The organism is Massilia violaceinigra (assembly GCF_002752675.1).
In the GTDB taxonomy this organism is placed as follows: Bacteria; Pseudomonadota; Gammaproteobacteria; order Burkholderiales; family Burkholderiaceae_D; genus Telluria_A; species Telluria_A violaceinigra.
Genome location: NZ_CP024608.1, coordinates 2,645,788 through 2,671,453, shown reverse-complemented (window position 1 = coordinate 2,671,453; position 25,666 = coordinate 2,645,788). Strand labels below are relative to the sequence as shown.

Here is a 25,666-nt window from a genome sequence, read left to right as displayed (position 1 = left end):
AAGAGCTTAATCGGCATAGCGTTTCTGGCGCTCGCGGCGCCGTGGTAGCATGTCGCTTCCTTTGGAATCCCAGCGACGATGTACACAACGATTGAAAGCCAGGCTGAATCACTGATCCGCGACACCGGTGCGCGCCTCACCAAGCCGCGCTCGCGCGTGCTGGCGTATCTGCTGGCGCAGAACAAGCCCCTGACCCACCACGAGATCCAGGAAGGCCTGGCCGGCGCGGCGCTCGATTCCGTGACCTTGTACCGGGTGCTCGAATGGCTGACCGAGCACGAACTGGTGCACCGCATCGCCGGCGCCGACCAGGTCTGGCGCTTCAACGCGGGCGCGGGCCAGCACGGACACCAGCACGCGCACTTCCAGTGCACCCGCTGCGAAATGGTGACCTGCTTCACCGACATCGCCCTGCCCGCCCAGATCACCCTTCCGGACGGCTTCACCAGCGACCAGGTCGACTTCCTGATCAAGGGCATTTGCCAGGTCTGTAACGCAAAAAAATAAGGACCGGTGCCACATCGGCCACGCGGTTAACGCAACCCTATTGCATTAAAGAGGCATCCGACCTATTATAGCAACTCAGTTGCATTAAACCCTCCGCCTTGTCCGGCCCTCCCACGCCTGAAGAAATTCCACGCATGCACATCAAAACCGCCACCGCCGCCCTCCTCGCCAGTCTTTCGCCGCTGGCCGCCATCGCCGCGCCGGCGCCCACCGACACGGTGGTGATCGGCGGCCAGCGCGAACACTATCGCAGCCTGTCGGCCACCGGCGCGACCAAGACCGATGCGCTTCTCAAGGACCTGCCGCAAAGCGTGCGCGTACTTACCAGCGAAGTGCTGCGCGACGCCGGCGTGAGCACGCTGGCTGGTGCGCTCGACCTGGCCAGCGGCATTTCGCGCCAGAGTGACCTGGGCGGTCTGTGGGACAGCTACGCCATGCGCGGCTTCACGGGCGACCCCAATTTCGGCTCCGACTTCCTGGTCAATGGCTTCAGTTCGAGCCGTGGCTACAACGGCCTGCGCGACACCGCCAGCACGCAGTCGATCGAAGTGCTCAAAGGCCCGTCCGCCGCCCTGTACGGGCGCGGCGAGCCGGGAGGCACGGTCAACATCGTCACCAAAAAGCCGCGTTTCGTCCAGGAGCGCAGCATCAGCGCAGCGGTGGGCAGCATCAACACCTACCGCACCGCGCTCGACGTCACCGGTCCCGTGAGCGACACGCTGGCCTACCGCGTCAACGCCGCCTGGCAGCAAGGCGAGAGCTTTCGCGACACCGCCCGGCGCGACACGCTGCTGCTGTCGCCATCGTTCGTCTGGCTGGCGGGCGAGCACACCACGGTCTCCTACGAGGTCGAAGCGACCCGGCAAAAAGCCCCGTTCGACCGTGGCGTGCCGGCGGTGAACGGCAAGCTCGGTGCGGTTCCCGTATCGCGCTTTCTGGGCGAGCCTGGCGATGGCCGGGTCACCGTCAAGTCGCTGGGGCACCAGCTGTTCGTGCAGCACGCGCTCAATGACGACTGGTCGCTGCAATCGGGCCTGTCGTACCGCGACAGTGAACTGGCCGGCTTTTCGACGGAGGCCAACAACCTGCTGGCCGACGGACGCACCCTGCGCCGCCAGCGCCGCCACCGCGATTTTTCGGCCGCCGACACCTCCGGCCGCATCGAACTGCTCGGAAAACTGAGCACCGGCGGCTTGCGCCACAGTGTGCTGTTCGGCGTCGACGCCTACCGCTTCGACGACCGCCGCGTGCAGCTGCGCCGCAATCCGTCAGCCGCCAATCCATACGCGATCGATATTTTCCAGCCGGCCTACGGCGGCGTGGCCGATCCGCTGACGCTGTCGATCGATACGCTGGAGCGCCAGCGCGCGCACGGCTTTTATGCGCAGGATCAGATTGACCTGGGCAGCCAGTGGAAAGCCCTGCTGGGCATTCGCTACGACAGCGCCGATCAAACCGTCACCAACAACCGCCTCAAGACGAGCAGCGCGCAAAGCCTGCACGCCAGCAGTCCGCGCGCGGGCCTGGTGTACCAGCCGGCCAAGGCGCTGTCGCTGTACGCGACGGCGGCGCGCGCCTATCGCCCGAACAGCGGCATCAGCATCGACAACCGCGCTTTTGAAGCGGAAAAGAGCCTGTCCTATGAAGTGGGCGCGAAATTCGACGCCCTGGGCGGGAAACTGAGCAGCACCGTGGCGCTGTACAAGATCGACAAGAAGAACGTCCTCACGACCAATCCCGCCAACGCCGACTTTGCGATCCCCGCCGGGGAAGTCGGCAGCCGCGGCCTGGAACTGGACGTGGCCGGCACCGTGGCGCGCAACCTGCAGCTCTCGGCAGCCTACGCCTACACCGACGCCACCGTCACCAAGGGCGACAAGACCATCCGCACCGGCAGCCGCTTTCCGAATGTGGCGCGCCACAGCGCCAACGTGCTGCTGGTGTCGAGCTTCAAGCTGGGCGAGGCCAAGGCCAGTGTAGGGGGCGGCGCCAGCTACGTGGGCAAGCGCATGGGCGACGTGGCCGCATCGAGCAGCTTCGAGCTGCCCTCTTACAGCACCGTCAAGCTGGTGGCGGCCTACGCGCCGGACCGCAAGCTGCGCATCGCGCTCAATATCGACAACCTGTTTAACAAGACCTGGTATGCCAGTTCGTACAGCCAGATGTGGGTAGCGCCGGGCACCGAACGCGCCGCCACGCTGACGGCCAGCTACAGCTTCTGAGGCACAGCATGAGCGCCATGACCGCCAGCGCAGCCGTGCCGTCCAAGCGCATCGCCGCCATCGATGCGATGCGCGGTTTGATCATCCTGATCATGACGCTCGACCACGCGCGCGAAACCTTCTTTTTGCACCGCCAGGTCAGCGACCCGATGGACTTGGCCAGCACCGAGCCGTCGCTGTTTTTCAGCCGCCTGGCGGCGCATTTCTGCGCGCCGATGTTCGTGTTCCTCACCGGCCTGTCGGCCTGGCTGTACGCCAATCCGCCATCCGGGCCGCGCAGCCCGCGCGGCTTCTTGCTCAAGCGCGGCCTGTTCCTGATCGTGCTGGAACTGGTGTTCGTCAATTTTGCGTGGTCGGGCCGCTTTCCGCCGCCGGTGCTGTACTTGCAGGTGATCTGGGTGATCGGCCTGTCGATGATCGCGCTGGCCCTGCTGCACAAGCTGCCGCTGCGCTGGCTGGCACTGCTCGGCGCCTTGATCGTGGCCGGCCACAATGCCTTGTCCTTCCCCGGACTGGAACCGGGCAGCCTGGCGCACGCCGCGTGGACGGTGCTCGAGCAGCGCGGCTTCCTGGTGAACGAGGGCGCCACCCGCGTCAAGATCAGCTATCCGCTGCTGGCGTGAATCGGGGTGATTTTGCTCGGCTACGCGGCCGGTCCGCTGTTTTCAACGCAGGTGCAGCCGCCGGCGCGGCGCCGCATCCTGCTGCTCGCGGGAGCGGCCTGCCTGCTGCTGCTTGCGCTGCTGCGCGGCTTTAACATCTACGGCGAGACCCTGCCGTGGACCGTGCAGGCAGACCTGCTGCACACAAGCATGTCGTTCCTGAACCTGACCAAGTATCCGCCTTCGCTCAACTTCCTGTTGATGACGCTCGGCGTGGGGATGCTGGCACTGGCATGGATGGAAGTGGCCAATGAGCGCGTGGTGGCCTTCTGCGCCACCTTCGGCGCGGCGCCCTTGTTCTACTATCTGGCGCACCTGTACCTGCTGCTCGCGCTGCGCGGCCTGATGGCAGCCTTCTCGAACGGCGAGGCGCACCAGGCGGGCGGGATCGGGGAAATATGGCTTTGGTCGGTGGCCGTGATCGCGGCGCTGTATTACCCGTGCCGCTGGTTCGGGCACTACAAGCGCACCAGCGGCCGGGCGTGGGTGCGCTACCTGTAGCGGCTTACTTGTACTGGTACAGCGGCTGGCGAATCAGGATCGGCAGCACGTCGAGGCGGATGTTGAAGACCGAATAGGTATCCGAAATGGCCGACATGTAGCCGATGCTGTCCTTGGTGCGGCTGAAGCGGAACTCGAAGCCCAGTTCCGGCTGCAGGTCGCGCGGGCTGCCGAGGGTCAGGCCGATGGCGTCGGTCTGGTCGCTGTCGATCAGGCGGTGCATCAGGTCCACCACCGTCGTGTTACCGAGAATATCGGCAAAGAACAGCGGGCCGCGATAGTACGGTTTGGCCGAATCGAGCTTGTTGGCCAGCTTCTCGCGCGACGGCGTGAATACTCCGCTCGACAGGTTGAAGCGGTCGCCGTTATCGAGGTAACTCAGCTTGGCGTTACTCACGTTGAAGTCGCCCGGCGTGAAGGTGGCGCCGTTCAAATCGATCACCAGCGCGCCCTTGTAGCCGAGGACCTCGACATCGCGGTTGCCGTGAATGATCATCGAGGTATTCTCGTCGATCCCCAGTCCCATCTTGTAGCCCTTGGCCAGCATGGCCGGCAGCATGCGCCCGAAGCGGCCGCGCACCAGCAAGTGCTGGTCCACGAAAACGTCCTTGCCGATGAAGCCCAGGCCCGGCGACAGTTCCATGCCGTCGGCCACGCCGCGCTTGAGGGTCGAGAGCACCGAACTGGCATCGTAGAACATGGTGTCGCTCATGATCGCCGCGCCCGCGCTGGTGCCGGCGATGACGCCGCCGTTGCGGTACATGGCCCACAGCGCGTCGAGCATGCGGGTGCTGCTGCCGTCCTTCTTGCGCAGCGCTTCGGTGATGCGGGCCTGGTTGCCGCCGACGAAATAGGCGCCGTCCGCATGGCGCACCGCAGCGGCCAGCACCGGGTCGTTGGCCGCGACCCGGTAGTCGACGCCTTCGAGCTTGACGGCGACCGGGACGAAAAAGGCGTCGGCGCCGTAGGAATTGAGTACTTCGACGTTGTTCTTGCCGGCGACATCCGGGCTGGCCGAGGCCGAGCCGAAGACGGCGATGCGCGCACCCGGACCGCCCGCCAGTTCGACGATGCGTTTCCAGACCGCCGCGTTCTCGCCGCGCAGCGCGCCGCCGATGATCACGAGCGAGCCTTTCGGTCCGCCCGGCGGCACGCCGGGCGCCGGCGCGGCCGCGGCCTGCACCTGAGCTGCCGCCAGCAGAATGAGGAACAGGAATTGCAGGTATCGGCGGGCCAGGGTCAGCATCGGTGGTTCTTCCTTTATTCGGTAGGTCGGGCTGCGGGTGCGCGAGGCAGCGGCGCAGCCGATGTTATGTACAAGCAAGATGATACCCCGCTCAGAAATAATATGTCGTATTCCAGAAATGCGCCCCTGGCGCATATTCGCAAACTACGCCCGCCGGGGCACGACGGCGGCAGTTTTTTATGCCACACTTCCGCCAACGTCATTTCACGGTCCCGACCATGCAAGCAAAAACCCATCGCATTTCTCTTGAGGACAGCAGCATGTCCTCGCAACTGGCCAGTTTCCATTTCGGTGCGCCTGGCGCCGGAAAGAAGGTGTATATCCAGGCCGCCCTGCACGCCGATGAAGTGCCCGGCATGCTGGTGTCCCAGTTCCTGCGCACGGAACTGCTGGCGCTGGAGGCGGCCGGCAAGATCCGGGGCGAGATCATCCTGGTCCCGGCGGCCAATCCGATCGGGCTGGCCCAGGCCATCCACGGCGCACCTTTCGGCCGCTTCGACCTGTCGACCGGCACCAATTTCAACCGCGCCTACAAGCATGTGGCCGAGGACCTGAAAACCTCGCTCGAAGGCTTGCTCGGGCCCGATGCCGATGCCAACGTGGCCCTGATCCGCGCCCATGCGCGCGATTCGGTCGGCGCCTGGCAGCCGAAAACCGACGCCGACGCGCTCAAGAAGATCCTGCTGGGGATGGCCATCGATGCCGACATCGTGCTCGATCTGCACTGCGATAACGAAGCGGTGCTGCATATATATGCAGGCACGCCGCTGGCCGAGGCGGTGGCCCCGCTGTCGGCGCTGATGCAGGCGCACTGCGTGCTGCTGGCGCTCGAAGCGGGCGAGGAACCGTTCGACGAGGCTTGCAGCCGCCTGTGGTGGGACCTGGCGGCGCACTTCGGACCAGGCTTTCCGATTCCCGCGGCCTGCCTGTCGACCACCGTGGAGCTGCGCGGCGAGATGGAAGTGAGCTACGAACTGGCCGAGCGCGACGCGCGCGCCCTGCTGCAGTTCCTGGCGCATGCGGGCGTACTGGCCGTGGCGCCGCCCGAGCTGCCCGCGCCCCTGTGCGCACCGACGCCGCTCGAAGGGGTGGAGCCGATCGCCGCGCCGCATGCCGGCGTGGTGGTGTTCCTCAAGCAGGTGGGCGAGAAGGTCGTGGCCGGCGACGCCATCGCCGACCTGGTCGAACCGGTAAGCGGTCGCACCACCACCCTGCGCTGCAGCGTCGATGGCGTGTTCTTTGCCCGCACCGCGCACCGCCATCTGCTGCGCGGCATGGCGGTCGGTAAAATCGCAGGACCTGTGGCTTTCCGCGCCGGAAAGCTGCTGAGCCAATGAAACTGCGCATCCCCAATACCTTCGTCCTGCTGTTCCTGATCCTGGCGATGATCGCCGTGGCCACCTGGCTGGTGCCGGGCGGCCAGTACGAGACCGTTCTGGTCGATGGCAAGCCGCGCATCGATCCCGGCTCCTTCCACTACGTGCAGAGTAATCCGCAGGGCTTCGTGGCGCTGATGATGGCGCCGATCAAAGGCTTCAAGGAAGCGGCCCAGATCATCGGCTTCGTACTGATCGTCGGCGGCGCGTTCGCGGTGCTGCAAAAGACCGAGGCGCTCGACGCGATGATCCGCAGCGTGGCGCGCGCGCATACCCATTCCGCCTTTGTGCGGGCGATGCTCATTCCGGTGTTCGTGACCATCTTCTCGCTGGGCGGGGCCACCTTCGGCATGAGCGAGGAGTCGATTCCGTTCGTGCTCATTTTCGTGCCGCTGGCGCTCGCCCTGGGCTACGACTCGATCATCGGCGTATCGATTCCCTTCCTCAGCGCGCAGGTGGGTTTCGCGGCCGCCTTCCTCAATCCCTTCAATGTGGGCGTGGCGCAGAATATCGCCGGGATCGAGATGTTTTCGGGCGTGGGCTACCGTCTGATCGTCTGGTTCGTGGCGACCGCGATCACCATCGCGTTCCTGATGTGGTACGCGGCGCGCATCAAGCAGGACCCGACCCGCAGCCCGACCTACGCGCTCGATATCGACAAGCGCAAGGAAAGCAGCGACGCCCTCAATAACCTCACCGGCATGACGCGCACCCACGGCACGGTGCTGCTGCTGTTCGTCGGCTTCATGGCCGCCATGGTGGTCGGCGTGATTCGCTACGGCTGGTACATCAACGAGATCGCGGCGCTGTTCCTGGTGATGGCGATCGTGGTCGGCGTCATCGGACGGCTCGACAGCGACGCCTTCGTGGCCGCTTTCCTGCACGGCGCGCGCGACCTGGTCGGCACCGCGCTGGTCATCGCCCTGGCGCGCGGCACCATGATCCTGGCGCAGGATGCCAAGATCATCGACACTATGCTGCATTCGCTGGTGCCGCTGGTGCAATCGTCCAATCCGGTGTTCGCGGCGCAGAAGATGTTCATTATCCAGACGGTGATTAACTTCTTTATTCACTCGGGGACGGGACAGGCGGCGCTGACCATGCCGATCATGGCGCCGCTGGCGGACCTGGTGGGCATCACGCGCCAGACCGCGGTGCTGGCGTTCCAGCTCGGGGAACTGACCTTGCCGATGATTCCGACGTCGGGCGTGACGGTGGGGGTGCTGGCACTGGCGCGCATTCCGTGGCTGACCTGGGCCAAGTGGATGGTGCCGCTGCAGCTGGGGTATTTCGTGATGGCGCTGCTGTTGCTGATTCCGCCGTGTTTGATGAACTGGAGTTGACCGTAGCGCAGTAAAAGGTCGGTGGCTGACGGCATTGGACCGTTGAACTAAAAACCGTCCTTCCCGCGCAGGCGGGAACCCAAGTTTGTAGCACAGTCACCGGCTCAACGAAATTGGGTTCCCGCCTGCGCGGGAACGACGGTTTTGAGGGTAACGTTTTGCTAGAACGACGGTTTCGAGGGTGGCGGTTCACCAGACACCAGCTGCAGCGACGCCGCAGTGCCGTCAATCGAGCACATTTAACTGACGTAGATATTCGGAAAATACCGCTCCATCAGCGATTCCGGCCTTTGCGGCGGCGTGAATCCAAACTGCGCGTACAGCGCATGCGCATCGCCCGTGGCCAGCATCAGCCTGCGCAGGCCCTTCAGACTGGGATGCGCCAGCACCGTCTTCATCAGCTCCTTGCTGTAGCCGCGCCCCCGGTACTCGGGAATCACAAACACATCCACCAAGTTACCAAAAGTCGCAAAATCGGTGATCACCCGCGCAAACGCCACCTGGCGTCCGTCCACGTACCCCCCGAAACACAGGGAGTTTTCGATCGCGCGCTCCACTACCGGTCGCGAAATGCCGATGGCCCACGTCGACTGCTCGCTCAGGAAGCGATAAATTAACGGAACGTCGAGCTGCGAGCGGTCGGTACTGATCTGTAAATTGGACATGGCTGGGCGCATCCCTTTAAAAGAAACAATTCTACCTTCGTTCGCCACGAGCGCAAGGGCCGCGCGTGAATTCGGAACACCTGTGCAACCCCCAACAGGAATTGCCCGCAGCCTGCTTTCCTTGTTTATAATCAGGTAACGCAAAGGAACTCTTCACATGACCGCACAACTCTCAAAGAAGGGCGAGGCCTGGTCGGCGCGCTTTTCCGAACCTGTCTCCGACCTCGTCAAACGCTATACCGCTTCCGTCTTTTTCGATAAACGCCTGGCCCTGTTCGACATCCAGGGGTCGCTCGCGCACGCCGAAATGCTGGCCGCCCAAAACATCATCAGCGCCGGCGACCGCGCCGAAATCGAGCGCGGCATGGCCCAGATCAAAGGCGAAATCGAAGCCGGCAGCTTCGAATGGCTGCTCGACCTGGAAGACGTCCACCTGAATATCGAAAAGCGCCTGACCGAACTGGTTGGCGACGCCGGCAAGCGCCTGCACACCGGGCGCTCGCGCAACGACCAGGTGGCGACCGACATCCGCCTGTACGTACGCGCCGCCATCGACGACATCGTTGTCCTGCTCAACGGCCTGCGCCTGGCGCTGACGGACCTGGCCGAACAGAATGCCGACACCATCATGCCCGGTTTCACCCACATGCAGGTGGCCCAGCCGATCACCTTCGGCCACCACATGCTGGCCTACGTCGAGATGTTCGGCCGCGATGTCGAGCGCATGCAGGATGCCCGCAAGCGGGTCAACCGCCTGCCGCTGGGCGCCGCCGCGCTGGCCGGCACCACCTTCCCGATCGACCGCGAACGGGTGGCGCGCACGCTCGGCTTCGACGACGTGTGCCACAACTCGCTCGACGCCGTCTCGGACCGCGATTTCGCGATCGAGTTCTGCGCCGCCGGCGCCCTGATCATGACGCATATCTCGCGCATGTCCGAAGAACTGGTGATCTGGATGAGTCCACGGGTCGGCTTCATCGACATCGCCGACCGTTTCTGCACCGGTTCGTCGATCATGCCGCAAAAGAAAAACCCGGACGTGCCGGAACTTGCGCGCGGTAAAACCGGCCGTGTGTACGGCCACCTGACCGGTCTCCTGACCCTGATGAAAGGCCAGCCGCTGGCCTACAACAAGGACAACCAGGAAGATAAGGAGCCGCTGTTCGACACCGTCGACACGCTGGTCGATACCCTGCGCATTTTTGCCGACATGGCCGGCGGGATCACGGTCAAGCCGGACGCGATGCGCGCCGCAGCGCTGCAGGGCTACGCCACCGCGACCGACCTGGCCGACTACCTGGTCAAGAAAGGCCTGCCGTTCCGCGATGCGCACGAAGCCGTGGCGCGCGCCGTGCGCGCCTGCGACGACCTCAAATGCGATTTGTCGGAAATGTCGCTCGATAAGCTGCGCGAGTTTTCCGACCTGATTGGCGACGACGTGTTCGCGGTGCTGACGCTGGAAGGCTCGGTGGCGGCGCGCGACCATGTGGGCGGCACCGCGCCGCGCCAGGTGCGCGCCGCGATTGCCCGCGTGCGCGCCCAGCTGGCCGGGTAGCCGCAGCACCATCAGTGACCTGTTTTTAGTCGACCGGCGCGCAAGACGCCGGCGACCGTGCTTGTTTTTGAACTTTTGTTTGAAACTACTGGAGATACCAGCACCATGCTCATGTCACTTTTCATTCCGCTGTCGCGCGCGATCGATACTCTGAACGAGAAGATCGCCAGCGCCGTCAGCTGGGCCCTGCTGGCAGCGGTCATCATCTGCGCCGGCAATGCCCTGATCCGCTACGTCTTCCATACCAGTTCCAATGCCTGGCTCGAAATCCAGTGGTACCTGTACGCCGCCATGTTCATGCTCGCATCCGCGTACACGCTCAAGCGCGATGAACATGTGCGCATCGACGTCATCGTCGGCCGCTTCTCGAAACGCACCCAGGTCTGGATCGACCTGTTCGGCTTTTTGCTGTTCCTGCTCCCCATCTCGCTGCTGATCCTCTGGTACGGCATCCCCTTCGCCCGCATCTCGATCGAAAGCGCCGAAATGTCGAGCAATGCCGGCGGCTTGATCGTCTGGCCCGCCAAGCTGATGGTGCCGGTGGCTTTTGCCCTGATCATCCTGCAGGGTATCTCCGAAATCATCAAGCGCGTCGCCTTCCTGGCCGGACGTATCGACGCCAGCTCGTTTTCCAAGCAGGTCACCACGCCGCAGGACGAGATCGACGCGATCAAAGCCGCCAACAAGATCACTTAGAGCAGTTACGCAAACAGCCACTTCGGTCAGGGACACATGGAACAATTCATCATCGCCAATCTGGCGCCCATCATGTTTGGGGCGCTGGTCATCTTCTTGCTATCCGGTTTTCCGGTCGCATTTTCGCTGGCCGCCAACGGCCTGTTTTTCGGCCTGGTCGGCATCGAACTCGGTTTGCTCAAGCCCGAACTCCTGCAGGCGCTGCCCAACCGGATCTTCGGCATCATGGCCAGCGACACCCTGCTGGCGATCCCCTTCTTTACCTTCATGGGCCTGATCCTGGAAAGGTCGGGAATGGCGGAGGACCTGCTCGACACCATCGGCCAGCTATTCGGGCCGGTGCGCGGCGGCGTGGCGTATGCGGTCATTTTCGTCGGTGCGCTGCTGGCCGCAACGACCGGCGTGGTGGCCGCGTCGGTGATTTCGATGGGGCTCATTTCGCTGCCGGTGATGCTGCGCTACGGGTACGACAAGCGCCTCGCGTCCGGCGTGATCGCGGCTTCGGGCACCTTGGCCCAGATCATCCCGCCCTCGCTGGTGCTGATCGTGATGGCCGACCAGCTGGGCAAATCGGTCGGCGACATGTACAAGGCCGCTTTCATTCCCGGCCTGATGCTGACCGCCATGTACGCCGGCTATGTGCTGGCCCTGTCGATCTTCAAGCCCCATCATGTGCCGGCGCTGCCGCTCGAAGCGCGTAACCTCGGTGAGCCGAACGGCGACAGCGGCGTGCGCTCGCTGCTCGCTCTCGTCGTGGGCACGGTGGCGGTGGCATTTGCGTTCGCCGCGGCCTGGGGGCCAAGCCACCCGCAACTGGGCGCTGACGAACTGGGCATCTACTCCACCGCGGTCGGCATCACGCTCGCGTTTTCGTTCGCGCTGGCGAACCGCTACATGAAACTGAACCTGCTCTCGCGCATGGCCGAACGCGTGGTGTTCGTGCTGGTGCCGCCGCTGGCGCTGATCTTCCTGGTGCTGGGCACGATTTTCGTCGGCATCGCCACCCCGACCGAAGGCGGCGGCATGGGCGCGATGGGCGCGATCCTGCTGGCCATGATGAACGGCCGCCTGTCCTGGAGCCTGCTCAAGCAAGCCATGAATTCGACCACGCGCCTGTCGTGCTTCGTCATGTTCATCCTGATCGGATCGACCGTGTTCGCGCTGGTGTTCCGCGGCGTGAACGGCGACCTGTGGGTCGAGCACCTGTTGACCAGCCTTCCCGGCGGGGTGATGGGCTTTCTGATCGTCGTCAACATCATGTTCTTCGTGCTGGCCTTCTTCCTCGACTTCTTCGAGCTGGCCTTCATCCTGGTGCCGCTGGTCGGGCCGGTGGCCAATAAGCTGGGCATCGACCTGGTCTGGTTCGGCGTGCTGCTGGGCGTGAACATGCAGACCTCCTTCATGCACCCGCCGTTCGGCTTTGCGCTGTTCTATCTGCGCTCGGTGGCGCCGAAAGAGGTCAAGACCTCCGATATTTACTGGGGCGCGATTCCGTTCGTGGTGATCCAGATCATCATGGTCGGCCTGATCATCGCCTTCCCGCACTTGGTCTCGGTCGAGAAAAAGGTCGACATGGAAGAGCAGCTTGAATTGAAACTCGATGCCCCGGCCGGCGAAGCGGAACCGCTGAAGCTGCCCGCGGCCGACGCCGACAAGAAGGATGAAGACAGTACCCCGGAACTGAACTTCTCGACCGATACCGAAACCGACCCTAAAACGAAATGAGCGCGATGAATATTGGCGGCAAAAGCATGGACGAGGCGCTGGCCGCCTTGTCCGACATGAGCGGCGGCCTTGAGCCGATCGGCAAGGAAGAACATGAGCAGCGCATCGGCAAGGCCCAGGCCTTCATGCGCGCGCAGGGCATCAGCGCGGTGTTCCTGAACGCGGGCACCAACATGCGCTACTTCACGGGCACCAAGTGGTACGCCAGCGAACGCATGGTGGGCGCCATCCTGCCCGCCAGCGGCGCGCTCGAATATATCGCGCCGGTGTTCGAGGAAGGCTCGCTGACCGACTTCATGCTGGTCAAGGGCAAGGTCAATTGCTGGGAGGAGCACGAGAGCCCCTACCAGCTGTTCGTCGACGTGTTGGGCCGCATGGGCATCGCGCCCGATACGGCCGCGCCGCCGCGCATCGGCATCTGCGAGAGCGCCGCTTTCTTCATCGCCGACGGCATTGCCCCGCTGGCGGCCGGCTACGCGCTGGAAAACGCCAAAACGGTCACGGCGTTCTGCCGCTCCCGCAAGTCGCCAGCCGAAATCGCCCTGATGCAGCGCGTGAAGGACATGACGCTCGAAGTGCACAAGGCCGCCGCCAGCATCCTGCATGAGGGGATCAGCACGGTGGAGGTGAGCGACTTTATCGCGCGCGCGCACCGCAAGGTCGGTGCGCCGGGGTCGTATTTTTGCATCGTGCTGTTCGGCGAGGCGACCGCCTATCCGCACGGCGTCAGTTATGCCCAGACCCTGAAGCCGGGCGACGTGGTGCTGATCGATACCGGCTGCCAGCTGCATGGCTACATCTCGGACATCACGCGCACCTACGTCTTTGGCGAGATCAGCGAGCGCCAGCGCTTTGTGTGGAATGCGGAGAAGGCGGCGCAGCTGGCCGCGTTCGCGGCCGCGCAGCTGGGCGTGCCGTGCCGCGAGGTCGATGCGGCGGCGCGCGCCTCGCTCGAAGCGAACGGATTCGGGCCCGGCTACAAGCTGCCCGGCCTGCCGCACCGTACCGGCCACGGCATCGGCATGGATATCCACGAATGGCCTTACCTGGTCGGCAGCGACAGCACGCCGCTCGACGTCGGCATGTGCTTCTCGAACGAGCCGATGATCTGCATTCCGGGCGAATTCGGCGTGCGCCATGAAGACCACTTCTATATGACGGAGACAGGACCGAAGTGGTTCACGCAACCGGCGCACACGATCGACGATCCGTTCGGCCTGGGCCGCTGAAGTCGCCCTGCGCGCGCCGGACGCCACGTTGGCGGTCCGGCGCCAAATGAAATAGTGCATTGCGGACAAAATAATGTCCTTCACTCACTGTTCAGACTTCATCGCTTTCGACCCGCCCTGCATGAAACAGTGTTGCAAAGAAGTATAAAAACGCTGGGTTGTTACAAAATAAACAAACCTCCACGTTTATTTGTTTCCGCTAATCATCTACTATCTCTGGTTGTGGACACACCGGGATAATTTCATGCAAGAGCAACAAGTACTCGACGCAGACGTCGCGACCGACGCTGCCGTCGATCTGGACGAACACATGCCAACCATCCAGCTTGATGTTGCTGGCGATGAAGGAAAATCGGGCGTCTCCGTGGCCACGGCCACCACCGCGCTGTTGTCGAGCGCGGTCCTGGCGGCCTGCGGCGGTGGCGGCAGCTCGCCTGCGCCGGCTGCGCCGCCGATGATTCTGCCCGGATCGACCATGCCGGCCCCGAACGTGCCGATCCCGGCGCCGACACCCGTTCCGACCCCGGTAGTACCGACGCCGGCCGGTCCTGCGCCGACTGTTCCGACGCCGACTGTCCCGACACCAACTGTTCCGACGCCGACGGGTACGACACCGACTGTCCCGACGCCGGCACCAAACGTTCCGACACCGACGCCGACTGCGCCGACACCGACCCAGACCGTCCCGACGCCGACCGCGCCGACGCCGACTGCCCCAGGCCCGGCCGCTCCGACACCCACGCCAACCCCGACGCCAACCCCAACCCCAACCCCAACACCGACGCCGACGCCAACCCCGACGCCAACAGCGACGCCAACACCAACCCCTACCCCCACGCCGGTGGAAAAAATCGGCGCCGCCGAAGCCTCGCGCTTCCTGGCGCAGGCGTCGATGGGCGCCACGCGCGAACAGATCGCCCGGGTGCAGCAGCTGGGCTACGCCGGCTGGATCACCGAACAGATGGCCATGCCGCGGTCACAATCGCGCTGGGATTACCTGGTCGCAAAGAAATTAAACGGCGCCGAATCCAAGAACACCGAAGCCGGCCACGATGCCGCTTTCTGGCGCAAGATGGTGGTCTCGCCCGACACCCTGCGCCAGCGCGTCACCCTGGCACTGTCCGAAATCCTGGTCGCGTCCCTGAGCGGTTTCAACGCAAGCTGGAGCAATTTCTCCAGCGCCGCCCACATGGACTTGCTGGAAACGCACGCCTTCGGCAACTACCGCACCCTGCTGCAGCACGTATCGCTGAGCGCACCGATGGGCGAATATCTGACCTATCGCGGCAACGTCAAGTTCAACCCGGCCACCGGCTCCCTGCCCGATGAAAACTACGCGCGCGAAGTCATGCAGCTGTTTACCATCGGCCTGGTGCAGCTGAACAACGACGGCACGCCCAAGCTCAACGGCGGCTTGCAGCAGGAAACGTATACCCTGGACGACATCACCGGCCTGGCCCGGGTGTTCACCGGCTGGAACTACGACATGGCCGGCGCCGACAACAATTCGCCGGAATACAAGCGCCGCCCGATGATCGTGGCGGCCAACCGCCATGAAACGGGCGCCAAGAATTTCCTGGGAAGCAGCATCGCCGCCGGCACCGACGGCCTGACCAGCCTCACCCGCGCGCTCGACACCATCTTCGCCCATCCGAACGTGGGTCCGTTCATCGGCCGCCAGCTGATCCAGCGCCTGGTGTGCAGCAATCCCTCGCCCGCCTACGTGGCCAGGGTCAGCGCCGTGTTCAATAGCGATAATAACGGCGTCAAGGGCAACCTGGCCAAGGTCGTGTCCGCCATTCTGCTCGATACCGAAGCGCGCAGCGCCAGCCGGCTGAGCGACCTCAACTTCGGCAAGCTGCGCGAACCGGTGCTGCGCTTTACGGCGTGGGCGCGCGCATTCAAGGCCAGCTCGGCGACAGACGCCTGGGCGATCGGCAACACATCCGACCCCGCCACGCGCCTGGGACAAAGTCCCGGCCGCTCGGGCACGGTGTTCAATTTCTTCCGTCCGGGCTACGTACCGCCCAACAGCGCCATCGCCAATGCGCGCATGGTCGCGCCGGAGTTTCAGATCACCAATGAATCGACCGTGGTCGGCTATATCAATTATATGCAGACCGTGGTCAGCAAAGGCGTGGGCGACGTCAAGGCCGACTACAGCGCCCTGCTGCCGATGGCCGATGTGGCCGATACCCTCGTGGACGAGCTGAACCTGGTGCTGGTGGCGGGACAACTGGCGCCGGCGACAACCAACCTGATCAGGGGCGGGATCGATTCCATGCCCAAAGGAACCAACGCCGCCCGCCTGAACCGCATCTATGCCGCCCTGGTGCTGGTGCTGGCATCCCCCGAATTCATCGTCCAGAAATAGGAGCAGCCATGCAAAATAAAAATGGAACCAACGCATCGCGCCGCGCCTTTCTACAACGCGCTTCCGCGCTGTCGGTCGCCGGCGTTGCCGCGCCGTGGGCAATCAACGTCGCCGCCATGGCCGAGGCAAGTGCCGCCACGGCCACCGACTACAAGGCACTGGTCTGCGTGTTTCTGTACGGCGGCAACGACTATGCCAACACCGTCACGCCCTACGATCCCGACAGCCACGCGAAATACCAGTCGTTCCGCCCCAACTTCGCGCACAGCCGCGCCGCGCTGGCCGCGACCGCGCTGAACCCGACCGTGGTGCCGGTGGACTCGGCCGGCTTCCAGCACCAGTACGCCCTGGCTCCCGCCCTGGCGCCGCTGGTCCCGCTGTTTAACGACGGAAAACTGGCCGTGATGTTGAACGTGGGCAATCTGGTACAGCCCACCACCAAGCTCCAGTTCACCAACAAGTCCGGCCGCCTGCCGCCGAAACTGTTTTCGCACAACGACCAGCAATCGGTCTTCCAGTCGTCGTCGCCGGAAGGCGCTACCTCCGGCTGGGGCGGCCGCATCGGCGACCTGTTCCAGGCGAGCAATACGCATTCGACCTTTACCTGCATCAACGTCTCGAACAATGCCGTGTTCTTGTCGGGCAATACGGCGGTGCAATACCAGGTATCGACCAGTGGCTCGGTGCCGCTGGCGGGACTCAAGAATCCGTTGTTCGGCTCGGCAAGTTCCTCGGCGGCGCTGCGCACGTTGATGACCCAGCAGCGCAGCCACATGCTGGAAAACGAATACAACCGCATCGGCAAGCGTTCGATCGAAGCCAATGAAGTGCTGACCGGCGCCCTGAGCTCGACGCCGGCGCCGAAAACGGCGTTCCCGACCGCGAACAACCTGGGCGACCAGCTGAAACTGGTCGCGCGCATGATCGCCGCCGGCCCGACCCTGGGTGCGAAACGGCAAGTGTTTTTCGTATCCATGGGTGGTTTCGACACGCACGACGGCATGCTGACCAATCACCCGGCGCTGATGACCAAACTGGGTGACGCGATGGCGGCGTTTTACGCGGCGACGGTGGAACTGGGCGTGGCCGAAAAAGTGACCACGTTCACCGCGTCCGACTTCGGACGCACGATGGCGGGCAATGCCGACGGCTCCGATCATGGCTGGGGCAGCATGCACTTCGTGATGGGTGGCGCGGTCAAGGGCAAGCGCTTTTACGGCACCGCGCCGGTGGTGGCCAATGGCGGACCGGATGATGTCGGCCAGGGACGTTTGTTGCCGACGACATCGGTCGACCAGTTCGCCGCCACGATGGGCGCGTGGCTGGGGGTGTCGAACAGCGAATTGCTGGCGCTGTTGCCGAATCTGGGGAATTACAACGCCAGTACGCGTAATCTCGGGTTCGTGTAAAGAGCTGTACAGCTAACAGTACCGTTACCTTAAAAACCGTCATTTCTGCCAATGGCAGGAATGACGGTTTTGAGTGTCGCGGTTAAAAAGGTTCAGGCAACCTGCGTTCTACTCTAATCACCCCTTCTTCATCACCAGCGTCAGAATGTCATAACTGGCCACCAGTTCATCATTCTGATTGGTGACCTGCACATCCCACGCCACCACGCCCTGCCCCACGCCCTTGTCGTCGGTGCGGTTGCGATCCACCTTGCGCTTGCACGTCAAGCGCGCGCGGATCGTGTCGCCGATGGCCACCGGCGTGATAAACCGCAGATTATCCAGCCCGTAGTTGGCCAGCACCGGGCCCGGTGCCGGCGACACAAACAGCCCCGCCGCCGCCGACAGCACAAAGTAGCCGTGCGCGATGCGCTTGCCGAACTGCGAATCCTTGGCCGCGATCTCGTCGAAGTGCATGTAAAAATAGTCGCCCGAAATCCCGCCGAAGTTGACGATATCGGCCTCGCTCACCGTGCGCCGGTGCGTGAGCAGCGAGTCGCCCATCTGCAGTTCCTCGAAATACTTGCGGAACGGGTGCAGGGCTTCCTCGCGCACGGCCGCGCCGCGCACGTACTCGCCCGTGATCGCCGCCAGCATGGTCGGCGAACCCTGTACCGCGGCGCGCTGCAGGAAGTGGCGCACCGCGCGAATGCCGCCCAGCTCCTCGCCGCCACCGGCGCGTCCCGGACCGCCATGCTTCAACTGCGGCAGGGGCGAACCGTGACCGGTCGAATCGACAGCCGCTTCACGCTCGAGCACCAGCACACGGCCGTGCGTGGCCGCCGCCACCGGCACCGCGCGCGCCGCAATGGCCGTGTCCTTGGTCACCAAGGTGCTGACCAGACTTCCCTTGCCGCGCGCGGCCAGCACCAGGGCTTCATCCAGGTCCGAATAGGTCATCATCGTGCTGACCGGGCCGAAGGCTTCGATGTCGTGCACGGCGTCGTTGCTCATGCCGTCGCGGCACAGCAGCAAGGTCGGCGAGAAGAAGGCGCCATTCGCCGCGCCCTCGCCCACCGGATTGAAACCATCCTTGGCGCCGAACAGGATCTCGTTGCCGCGCGCGAGCATCTCGACCCGCTCGCTGACATCGCGGTGCTGGTCCATCGAGGCCAGTGCGCCCATACGCACCTCTTTCACCGAAGGGTCGCCCACGACGATCTTGGCCAGGCGCTCGCGCAGGCGTTCGCCGACCGCTTCCACATGCTGCTTGGGCACGATGATGCGGCGGATCGCGGTGCACTTCTGGCCCGCCTTGCCGGTCATTTCGCGCGCGACTTCCTTGACGAACAGGTCGAACTCCACATCGTCGGGCGTCACGTCCGGCCCCAGGATGGCGCAGTTGAGCGAATCGGCTTCGGCGGTGAACGGTACCGAGTGGGCGATCAGGTTCTTGTTCACGCGCAGCTTGGCGGCGGTGTCGGCAGACCCGGTGAAGGTCACCACATCGGCGCCGGTCAGGCGGTCGAGCAGGTCGCCGGTGCTGCCGATGACCAGTTGCAGCGCGCCTTTCGGCAGCAGGCCGGAATCGTCCATCATGCGCACCACGGCTTCGGTCAGGTAGCTGGTGGCGGTGGCCGGCTTGCCGATGCACGGCATCGCCGCGAGAAAACTCGGCGCGAATTTTTCGAGCAGCCCCCAGATCGGGAAGTTGAAGGCGTTGATGTGCACCGCCAGACCGCCGCGCGGCACCAGGATGTGGGTGCCGGCGAAGCCGCCGTTCTTGCCGAGGGCGAGCGCCGGACCTTCGTGCAGCACGTTGCTCGACGGGAGTTCGCGGCTGCCCATGCTGGCGTAGGCGAACAGGGTGCCGATGCCGCCTTCGATATCGACCCAGCTGTCCGGGCGGGTGGCGCCGGTCAGGTGCGAGACCGCGTACAACTCTTCCTTGCGCTCCATCAGATACAGCGCCAGGGATTTAAGGCAGGCGGCGCGCTTCTGGAAGTCGAGCGACATCAGGGCCGGCACGCCAGTCCTGCGCGCGTAGGTCACTGCTTCGTCGAAATCGATTTTTTCGGCGTGAGTGTGGTAAATCAGGCTGTTATTGAGTGCGCTGTGCAGCGGCACCGACGCTTCGGCGCCAAGCCAGCGGCCGCCGATCAGGCTTTGCAGGGTAGATATGGTTTGCATTGTGTCTTCTCCAAATTCTCTGTTTTATTCTTTAGGGGCGTGCATGTCAGGACCCAGGTCGATGCGCGCGCGGTCTGGTTCGACTTCGGTCAGCGCCTCGACTTCGCGCATCGTCTCCATCGAGCGGACCGCCAGGTCGTGGTACTGCTTCGTGCCGAAGCTTTTCCAGCTGATTTCCTCGTCCGTGAGCTCGCGCATGATACGCGCGGGCGTACCCATCACCATGCTGCGTGGCGGGATCAGCATGCCGGCCTTCACAAAACTCATCGCGGCGACGATTGATTCCTCGCCCACCACGGCGCGGTCCATCACGACCGCATTCATGCCGACCATGGCGTTGCGCTTGATGCGGCAGCCGTGCAGCACGGCGCCGTGGCCGATGTGGCCATCGATTTCGACCACCGTGTCTTCACCGGGAAAGCCGTGCATCACGCAGGTATCCTGCAGGTTCGCGCCTTCTTCCAGGATCAGCCGGCCAAAGTCGCCACGCATCGATGCCAGCGGCCCGACATAGCAGCGCGGACCGACGATCACATCGCCGATCAGCACCGCGCTCGGATGCACGTAGGCGCTCGGATGGACCACCGGCGTGACGCCATTGATTGCGTAGACCTTGACCATGGCGCGCACCTTATACTTTTTCGATGACGAGGGCAATGCCCTGCCCGACGCCGATGCACATCGTGCACAGCGCATAGCGCCCGCCCGTGCGGTGCAACTGGTTGACGGCGGCCAGTACCAGGCGCGCGCCCGAGGCGCCCAGCGGGTGGCCGATGGCGATAGCGCCGCCGTTCGGGTTGACATGCGCGGCGTCGTCGGCCAGGCCCAGGTCGCGCGTGACCGCCAGGCCCTGCGCAGCGAAAGCTTCATTGAGTTCGATCACATCCATCTGGCCGATGGTCAGGCCGGTCATCGCCAGCACCTTTTTGGTCGCCGGCGACGGCCCGAAGCCCATGATGCGCGGCGCGAGACCCGCCATGGCCATGCCGACGATACGCGCGCGCGGCGTCAGGCCAAAGCGTTCGGCGGCGCTGCCGGAGGCGATCAGGATGGCGCAGGCGCCATCGTTGATGCCCGACGCGTTACCGGCGGTGACGGTGCCGCTTGGGGTGACCACGCCTTTCAGTTTGGCCAGCATCTCGATGCTGGTATCGGGACGCGGATGCTCGTCGGTGTCGAACACGCGCGACTCGCCCTTTTTCTGGGGGATCGTGACGGGAACGATTTCATCCTTGAACACCCCGGCGGCGTGGGCGGCGGCCCAGCGCTGCTGGCTGCGCAGGGCAAACGCATCCTGGTCGGCGCGGCTGATGTTAAATTCCTTCGCCACGTTTTCGGCCGTTTCGGGCATCGAATCGATGCCGTATTTTTCTTTCATGAGCGGATTGATGAAGCGCCAGCCCATGGTCGTGTCTTCGATCCTGGCCGCGCGCGAAAATGCGCTGTCGGCCTTGCCCATGACGAACGGCGCGCGCGTCATGCTTTCGACGCCGCCGGCGATGATCAGGTTCGCTTCGCCAGCCTTGATGGCGCGCGCCGCAATGCCCACGGCGTCCAGGCTGGAGCCGCACAGGCGGTTGATGGTGCTGGCCGGGACTTCCGGCGGTAGCCCGGCCAGCAAAGCGGCCATGCGGGCCACGTTGCGGTTGTCTTCGCCGGCCTGGTTGGCGCAGCCGAAATACAGGTCGTCCACGGCTGTCCAGTCCACGCCGGGATTGCGCGCCATCAGGGCGGCGATCGGCAGCGCGGCCAGGTCGTCGGCGCGCACGCCGGACAAGGAACCGCCGTAGCGGCCGAACGGGGTACGGATGGCGTCGCAGATAAAGGCGTCGGTCAGTTTGCTCACAGGTGCTCCTTGATTCAATTCGATGATTTCGGGCGCTGGTCGATCACGCGCCGGGCCTTGCCGGTCAGGGTGCGCTCGATGCCGTTGGCCGGCAGCAGGTTCACCCGCGTGGTCACGCCCACATAGGTCTTGATGCGGTGTTCAAGCTCGCGCGCCAGGGCGGCGATGGCATCCTGCGATTGAGCGGGGTTGTGTAACCCATCGCGCAGTTCGGCCACCACATCGAGCTTGTCCAGATGGCCGTCGCGCGAGACCACCAGCTGGTAGTGGGGCGCGAGCTGCGGCATCTGGAGGATCAGTTCTTCGATCTGGCTGGGGAATACGTTCACCCCGCGGATGATCAGCATGTCGTCCGAGCGGCCGCTGATTTTTCCCATGCGGCGCATCGCGCGCGAGGTCGGCGGCAGCAGGCGCGTGAGGTCGCGCGTGCGGTAGCGGATGATCGGCAGCGCTTCCTTGGTGAGCGAAGTGAACACCAGCTCGCCCTCGGCGCCGTCGGGGAGCACTTCGCCAGTATCCGGATCGATCACCTCGGGGTAAAAATGGTCTTCCCAGATCACCGGACCATCCTTGCTCTCGATGCACTCGCTGGCCACGCCCGGCCCCATCACTTCGGACAGGCCATAGATATCGACCGCGTCGATGCCGGCGCGCCGTTCGATTTCGCCGCGCATGGCGTCGGTCCACGGCTCCGCGCCAAAAATGCCGACCTTGAGCGACGACGCCGCCGGGTCGAGCCCCTGGCGCGTGAATTCCTCGATGATGTTCAACATGTACGAGGGCGTGACCATGATGATGTCGGGCTTGAAGTCGCAGATCAGCTGCACCTGCTTTTCGGTCTGCCCGCCCGACATCGGGATCACGGTGCAACCCAGGCGCTCGGCGCCGTAATGCGCACCCAGCCCGCCGGTGAACAGGCCATAGCCGTACGAGACGTGCACCATGTCGCCCGCTCGCCCACCGGCGGCGCGGATCGAGCGCGCCACCACGTTGGCCCAGGTGTCGATATCCTTTTGCGTGTAGCCCACCACGGTCGCCTTGCCGGTGGTCCCGGACGAGGCATGGATGCGCACCACCTTCTCGCGCGGGACCGCGAACAGGCCGAAGGGATAATTGTCGCGCAGGGTCTTCTTGTCGGTGAAGGGAAATTTGGCCAGGTCCGCCAGGGTGCGCAAGTCGTCCGGATGCACGCCGGCGGCGTCGAACGCGGCGCGGTAGTGCGGCACGTTGTCGTAGGCGTGCCTGAGCGACCATTTCATGCGTTCGAGCTGCATCGCTTGCAGTTCGTCGCGGCTGGCGCGTTCGATCGGCTCCAGGTCGCCGGGAGCGGGCGTGCGTTGGACCATGCTGTTCTCCTTATTGAGGAAGTTCGGCCACGTTGCCGGCCACGCGGTGCGATTTGCCGCGGAACAGGGCGACCGTGCGGCCGTCCTGGTTGGTGACCTTGATGTCATACACGCCGGTTTTACCGGCCAGCGCCTGCTCGGTCGCTTCGGCCGTCAGCAGATCGCCTTCGCGGCCCGGGGCCAGGTAATCGATGGTGCAGCCCGCACCCACGGTGTTCAGGTTGTGCGAATTGCAGGCGAAGGCAAAGGCGCTGTCGGCCAGCATGAAGATGTAGCCGCCGTGGCAGGTCTGGTGGCCATTGAGCATGTCGAAGCGCACCGGCATCGTCATGCGCGCGTAACCGGGACGGATTTCAGCGAGCAGCATGCCGAGCGCCTGGCTGGCGGGATCGCGCTCGAACATGGTTTTGCCGGCCAGTTCGGCCAGCGCCTGAGGGTCAGTTTGCATGGGTCAGAAGCCGTTTCCATTGGCGAGTTTGCGGCGCAGCAGCGGCGAGACACGGTAGCGGTCCTCGCCATACGCGGCCGCCAGGTTGGCCAGCACGCTCACGATATGCGCGATGCCGACCGCATTGGCCCACGCCAGCGGCCCGCGCGGATAGTTGACGCCCTTTTGCATCGCGATGTCGACCGCCGGGACGGTGCACACGCCCTGGTTGACCGCGTCGGCCGCTTCGTTGGCGAGCATGGCGACGGTGCGCATGACCGCCATGCCAGGCACGTCGTCCAGGCGAGTCACCACGAAGCCGGCCGCCTGGAACAGGCCGACCGCCGCGTTCCAGGCGGTGTCGCTGCACTGGTCGGCGCGCGCCAGGGCGATGCGGGTCGCCTTGCCGTAATCGAGCGCGAGGTCGAACAGCACCGTATCCGGATGGCGGTTGGCGCTGGCGCGCTCGGTGGCGCTACGCCCGTCGGTGAGGAAGATGGCGGCGCCATTGCAGTGGAAAGCCGGCGCCTCGTTTTCGCCCGCATTCGGCAGCGGCTTGCGGTGGCCTACCGTGAAGCCGGCACCGGCCAGGCGCTGTTCCAGCGGATGCGTCACGGTGTCCGGCACGTCGGCATCGATGCTGATGCTGACCACTTCCGGACGCGCATGTGCCGCCTCCTGGCTGGCCGCTGCCTTGGCCGCGCTCTCGCCATAGTGGTAAAAGCCGCGCCCCGATTTGCGCCCGAAGAAGCCGGCGTTGACCATTTCCTGCTGCAGCACCGACGGCGTAAAGCGCGGGTCGCCGAAGTAGGCGTTGAACACCGACTGCGTGACCGAAAAATTGACGTCATGCCCGATCAGGTCCATCAGCTCGAATGGGCCCATGCGAAAGCCGCCGCAGTCGCGCATGACCGCGTCCAGGGTGGCGGCATCGGCGGCCTGCTCCTGCAACAGGCGCAGGCCTTCGGCGTAGAACGGACGCGCCACGCGGTTGACGATGAAGCCTGGCGTGGACTTGGCGTGCACCGGGTTCTTGCCCCAGGCGGTGGCGGTGGCGTACACCGTCGCGGCGACGGCCGGATCGGTGGCCAGGCCGCTGATCACTTCGACCAGCGCCATCAGCGGCACCGGGTTAAAGAAGTGCATGCCGACCAGGCGTTGCGGGCGGCGCAGCTGCGCGGCAATCGCCGTGACCGAAATCGACGAGGTATTGGTCGCCAAAATGCAGTCGTCGCCGACCACATTTTCAAGGTCGGCGAACAGCATGCGCTTCACATCCAGGTTTTCGACGATGGCTTCGACCACCAGGGCCGCGTCATCGACTTCTTTCAGGGTCGCCACGCTGTGCAGGCGCGCACGCGCCGCAATCGCCGCCTCGCCGCTCATGCGGCCTTTTTCCACCAGCGTTGTGTAGACCTTGCCGATATCGGCAATCGCCTTCTCGACCGCTTCGGGGCGCGTGTCGAACAGCTTGACCGGGTAGCCGGCGGCGGCCGCCACCTGCGCGATGCCGGCGCCCATGGCGCCACTGCCGATGACGGCGACGATGCTGCCTTGTTCCAGTGCTGCCATGCTCATTCCCCCATGAAGTGCGGCGTGCGCTTCTCGATGAAGGCGGTCACGCCTTCGCGGTAATCGTGGCTGTAACCGAGTTCGCGCATCATCTCGCCTTCCAGCTTGAGCTGTTCGGGCAAGCTGTTGGCGTAGCTGGCCTGGATGGCGCGCTTGGTGAAAGCCAGGCCCTTGGTCGGGGCCACGGCGAAGTGTTCGGCCATGGCCATCGCATCGTCCATCAGGGCGGTGTCGGCAACGGCCTTCCAGATCAGGCCCCATTGCCCGGCCAGTTCGGCCGGGATTTTTTCACCCAGCAGGGCCATGCCCATGGCGCGCGCGTGGCCGACCAGGCGCGGAAGGTGCCAGGTGCCGCCGGTGTCGGGAATGAGGCCCAGTTTGCAGAACACTTCGACGAAGCTGGCCGATTTGGCGGCGATAACGATGTCGCAGGCCAGCGCCAGGTTGGCGCCCGCGCCGGCGGCCACGCCGTTGACGGCGCAGATGACCGGCATCGGCAGCGAGCGCAGGGTCATCACCAGCGGTGCGTAGTAGGTTTCGACCGAGTGGCCCAGGTCCACGCCTTCAGCACCCGGTTCGACCGCGCGGTCCGACAAATCCTGGCCGGCGCAGAAACCGCGCCCGGCACCGGTGAGCAGCAGCACGCGCACCGTGGGATCGGCCTGCACCGCGGCCAGCGCGGAACGCACCTCCAGGTGCATCGCCTGCGTGAAGCTATTGAGCTTGTCGGGACGGTTCAGGGTCAGGGTGGCGATGCCGTGCTCGATCTGGAACTTGATGTTTTCGTAGTTCATGG

21 protein-coding genes are annotated in these 25,666 nt (G+C 64.5%); 12 read left to right on the top strand and 9 right to left on the bottom strand.

Annotated features, from left to right (window positions below; translation table 11 throughout):
- Positions 1-78 precede the first annotated feature (78 nt).
- From CR152_RS12215 to CR152_RS34815, 4 genes are all read left to right on the top strand, one after another.
- Positions 79-507, top strand: a complete 429-nt coding sequence (locus tag CR152_RS12215; RefSeq protein ID WP_099875151.1) for a Fur family transcriptional regulator — start codon at positions 79-81, stop codon at positions 505-507.
- Between the two features lie 134 nt (positions 508-641).
- Positions 642-2,729, top strand: coding sequence for a TonB-dependent siderophore receptor (locus CR152_RS12210; protein ID WP_099875150.1), 2,088 nt, complete (start codon positions 642-644; stop codon positions 2,727-2,729).
- Positions 2,730-2,737: 8 nt separating this feature from the next.
- A complete protein-coding gene (locus tag CR152_RS34820; protein ID WP_307718574.1) occupies positions 2,738-3,352 on the top strand; it encodes an acetyltransferase domain-containing protein in 615 nt (204 codons plus the stop codon).
- Positions 3,353-3,358: 6 nt separating this feature from the next.
- The gene (locus CR152_RS34815) at positions 3,359-3,892 is read left to right on the top strand and encodes a hypothetical protein (RefSeq protein WP_307718573.1); all 534 of its coding nucleotides are present in this window, start codon (positions 3,359-3,361) and stop codon (positions 3,890-3,892) included.
- A gap of 4 nt (positions 3,893-3,896) precedes the next feature.
- Here the strand turns inward: CR152_RS34815 and CR152_RS12200 are convergent, their stop codons facing one another.
- On the bottom strand, positions 3,897-5,138 hold the full coding sequence (locus CR152_RS12200; protein WP_099875149.1) for a cyanophycinase: 1,242 nt from the start codon (positions 5,136-5,138) through the stop codon (positions 3,897-3,899).
- 218 nt (positions 5,139-5,356) lie between these two features.
- Here CR152_RS12200 and CR152_RS12195 point away from each other — a divergent pair, with 218 nt between their 5' ends.
- Together CR152_RS12195 and CR152_RS12190 are read left to right on the top strand one after the other, a co-directional pair.
- Positions 5,357-6,475 carry a succinylglutamate desuccinylase/aspartoacylase family protein gene (locus CR152_RS12195; RefSeq protein ID WP_099875148.1) on the top strand — a complete coding sequence of 373 codons (1,119 nt, stop codon included), beginning with the start codon at positions 5,357-5,359 and terminating at the stop codon, positions 6,473-6,475.
- Positions 6,472-7,857, top strand: a complete 1,386-nt coding sequence (locus CR152_RS12190; protein ID WP_099875147.1) for a YfcC family protein — start codon at positions 6,472-6,474, stop codon at positions 7,855-7,857. The genes CR152_RS12195 and CR152_RS12190 overlap by 4 nt, the downstream gene beginning before the upstream one ends.
- Positions 7,858-8,096: 239 nt before the next feature.
- Here the strand turns inward: CR152_RS12190 and CR152_RS12185 are convergent, their stop codons facing one another.
- Positions 8,097-8,534: a GNAT family N-acetyltransferase gene (locus CR152_RS12185; RefSeq protein ID WP_099875146.1), complete on the bottom strand. Its 438-nt coding sequence runs from the start codon at positions 8,532-8,534 to the stop codon at positions 8,097-8,099.
- A 145-nt stretch (positions 8,535-8,679) separates the two neighbouring features.
- Between CR152_RS12185 and argH the strand changes: the two genes are divergently transcribed.
- The 6 genes from argH to CR152_RS12150 all read left to right on the top strand — a co-directional run bounded on the left by argH (position 8,680) and on the right by CR152_RS12150 (position 17,510).
- Positions 8,680-10,077, top strand: a complete 1,398-nt coding sequence (gene argH, locus CR152_RS12180) for an argininosuccinate lyase (protein WP_099875145.1) — start codon at positions 8,680-8,682, stop codon at positions 10,075-10,077.
- A gap of 111 nt (positions 10,078-10,188) precedes the next feature.
- Complete coding sequence (locus tag CR152_RS12175; protein ID WP_099882246.1) at positions 10,189-10,773, top strand: TRAP transporter small permease subunit; 585 nt, start codon at positions 10,189-10,191, stop codon at positions 10,771-10,773.
- A gap of 36 nt (positions 10,774-10,809) precedes the next feature.
- Positions 10,810-12,498: a TRAP transporter large permease gene (locus CR152_RS12170; RefSeq protein WP_099875144.1), complete on the top strand. Its 1,689-nt coding sequence runs from the start codon at positions 10,810-10,812 to the stop codon at positions 12,496-12,498.
- 5 nt (positions 12,499-12,503) lie between these two features.
- On the top strand, positions 12,504-13,727 hold the full coding sequence (locus CR152_RS12165; RefSeq protein ID WP_099875143.1) for a M24 family metallopeptidase: 1,224 nt from the start codon (positions 12,504-12,506) through the stop codon (positions 13,725-13,727).
- A gap of 244 nt (positions 13,728-13,971) precedes the next feature.
- Positions 13,972-16,101 carry a DUF1800 domain-containing protein gene (locus CR152_RS12155; protein ID WP_267876236.1) on the top strand — a complete coding sequence of 710 codons (2,130 nt, stop codon included), beginning with the start codon at positions 13,972-13,974 and terminating at the stop codon, positions 16,099-16,101.
- A gap of 8 nt (positions 16,102-16,109) precedes the next feature.
- A complete protein-coding gene (locus CR152_RS12150; RefSeq protein ID WP_229413358.1) occupies positions 16,110-17,510 on the top strand; it encodes a DUF1501 domain-containing protein in 1,401 nt (466 codons plus the stop codon).
- 117 nt (positions 17,511-17,627) lie between these two features.
- On the opposite strand, the gene paaZ is transcribed toward CR152_RS12150, so the two are convergent.
- The 7 genes from paaZ to paaG are packed head-to-tail and all read right to left on the bottom strand — an operon-like array spanning position 17,628 to position 25,664.
- Positions 17,628-19,679, bottom strand: coding sequence for a phenylacetic acid degradation bifunctional protein PaaZ (gene paaZ / locus CR152_RS12145; protein WP_099875141.1), 2,052 nt, complete (start codon positions 19,677-19,679; stop codon positions 17,628-17,630).
- A 24-nt stretch (positions 19,680-19,703) separates the two neighbouring features.
- A complete protein-coding gene (gene paaY, locus CR152_RS12140; protein WP_099882242.1) occupies positions 19,704-20,300 on the bottom strand; it encodes a phenylacetic acid degradation protein PaaY in 597 nt (198 codons plus the stop codon).
- A gap of 10 nt (positions 20,301-20,310) precedes the next feature.
- Positions 20,311-21,516, bottom strand: a complete 1,206-nt coding sequence (gene pcaF, locus CR152_RS12135) for a 3-oxoadipyl-CoA thiolase (RefSeq protein ID WP_099882240.1) — start codon at positions 21,514-21,516, stop codon at positions 20,311-20,313.
- 23 nt (positions 21,517-21,539) lie between these two features.
- Positions 21,540-22,871 carry a phenylacetate--CoA ligase PaaK gene (paaK, locus tag CR152_RS12130; RefSeq protein WP_099875140.1) on the bottom strand — a complete coding sequence of 444 codons (1,332 nt, stop codon included), beginning with the start codon at positions 22,869-22,871 and terminating at the stop codon, positions 21,540-21,542.
- 10 nt (positions 22,872-22,881) lie between these two features.
- A complete protein-coding gene (paaI, locus tag CR152_RS12125; protein ID WP_099875139.1) occupies positions 22,882-23,319 on the bottom strand; it encodes a hydroxyphenylacetyl-CoA thioesterase PaaI in 438 nt (145 codons plus the stop codon).
- Positions 23,320-23,322: 3 nt separating this feature from the next.
- A complete protein-coding gene (gene paaH, locus CR152_RS12120) occupies positions 23,323-24,870 on the bottom strand; it encodes a 3-hydroxyacyl-CoA dehydrogenase PaaH (RefSeq protein ID WP_099875138.1) in 1,548 nt (515 codons plus the stop codon).
- 2 nt (positions 24,871-24,872) lie between these two features.
- Positions 24,873-25,664, bottom strand: coding sequence for a 2-(1,2-epoxy-1,2-dihydrophenyl)acetyl-CoA isomerase PaaG (paaG, locus tag CR152_RS12115; protein WP_099875137.1), 792 nt, complete (start codon positions 25,662-25,664; stop codon positions 24,873-24,875).
- Positions 25,665-25,666 lie beyond the last annotated feature (2 nt).